The sequence below is a fragment of the Pseudoalteromonas sp. bablab_jr011 genome (assembly GCF_016464045.1).
Taxonomy (GTDB): domain Bacteria; phylum Pseudomonadota; class Gammaproteobacteria; order Enterobacterales; family Alteromonadaceae; genus Pseudoalteromonas; species Pseudoalteromonas lipolytica.
In genome coordinates this window covers 1-1,539 of record NZ_JACDWU010000220.1, presented here as the reverse complement: position 1 = coordinate 1,539, position 1,539 = coordinate 1, and the positions used below count along the sequence as shown (strand labels likewise).

The following is a 1,539-nucleotide window of genomic DNA, read 5'->3' as shown; positions in this document are numbered from 1 at the left end:
TGATGAGATGGACGCTCCCCTAAACGGCGTCAATGCGCCAAACTGGTTAACTCACACTCAGTTAAAAGGGAACGTCCGTCATGAAAATTAGCACATTATCAATTGATTTGGCAAAAAATGTATTCCAAGTCGCTGGCTTTAATTCTAACTATAAAAGAGAATGCAATAAACGTTTAAACAGAGCTAAACTCAACGCCTTCATGGCGAATACCCCTCCGTGCCGCGTGGTGATGGAAGCCTGTTATTCTTCCCACTACTGGGGAAGAGTATTTTCGTCTTACGGTCATACCGTTGACCTTATCCCTGCACAACACGTTACCCCCTTTGTTCGCGGTAATAAAAACGACAGTAACGATGCCCTTGCTATCTATGAAGCAAGCTTACGCCCTCATATTAAATTCGTTCCTATTAAAACCGAAGCTCAGCAAGAAATACTCATGCTCCATAAGATACGTGAGCGACTTCTGCAAAACAGGATTGCTGCAACCAACCAGTTACGCGGTTTATTGGTCGATTTTGGGTATGTATTTCCTGTCGGTATGAAGGCATTAGAGCAAGGGATAATTGCCTTAGAAAGTGATTCTGAGCTTCGCCCTCAGCTGCGCATAATGGTGAGTGATATTTACACTGAGTACAAAACCCTTGTTAAACGCATTAAAGCCATTGAAGCGATGCTTACTGCACACGTTGAACGGGATACAAACGCTAAAATACTTCACTCTATTCCTGGCGTGGGTGTACTCAATGCCTCGGCCTATGCAGCGTCAATCGGGAACGGTCAGGCATTTAAAAATGCAAAAGAGCTGGGCGTCTGGCTAGGATTAACTCCAAAACAATACGCGTCAGGCGATAAAAGTAAAATGTCTGGTATTACTAAGCGAGGTAACAGTTACCTGCGAAAACAACTTATTCACGGTGCTCGCGCCCTTATCGCCAGAAGCCACCATAAAACAGATGCGCTAAGCCAGTGGATAAACCAGTTGCGCGAGAAAAAACACTTTAATTGTGTGGTGGTCGCCACCGCACACAGATTGGCTCGACTGATGTGGATATTGCTGACCAAGCAAACTCTCTACTCTCCTCAGTATGTGCAGAATACACAAAAGGATGCTTAATTATGCGTATTTTACACACCAATCACACCCGAGTTTACGACTTAAGACAGCCTGGTTATGACATAGGTTTTAAAACCTGAGTGGGTGTTTGGGCACTTAAGTCGTAACATACGCTTATCCTGTATGTACTTCACTTATAATGAAACAAAAAGCGCACGCTAACCAAGGTTAACCAGATAAAGACACGAGATTAAATCTCGTTTGGGTGAATATTTTTTAGGTCCCTTGGTACGAAGCTCATTAGGAGCATGGCGCATGATAACCATGACACCATAGCTCGAATATATGTCAGTACCTTTGCTTTTCAGCAAGCTTGTGACGCATCATTACTGTGATATGAGATACATGATAATAAAATAAAGGCATCAATTTTGATGTTTATACATTAGCTCGTCTTGACTTCAAGGGAGCGTCCATATATGTC

1 protein-coding gene is annotated in these 1,539 nt (G+C 43.0%); it reads left to right on the top strand.

From position 1 onward, the window contains the following. Window positions 1-80 precede the first annotated feature (80 nt). A complete protein-coding gene (locus JIG41_RS13050; RefSeq protein WP_008113199.1) occupies window positions 81-1,115 on the top strand; it encodes an IS110 family transposase in 1,035 nt (344 codons plus the stop codon). Window positions 1,116-1,539 lie beyond the last annotated feature (424 nt).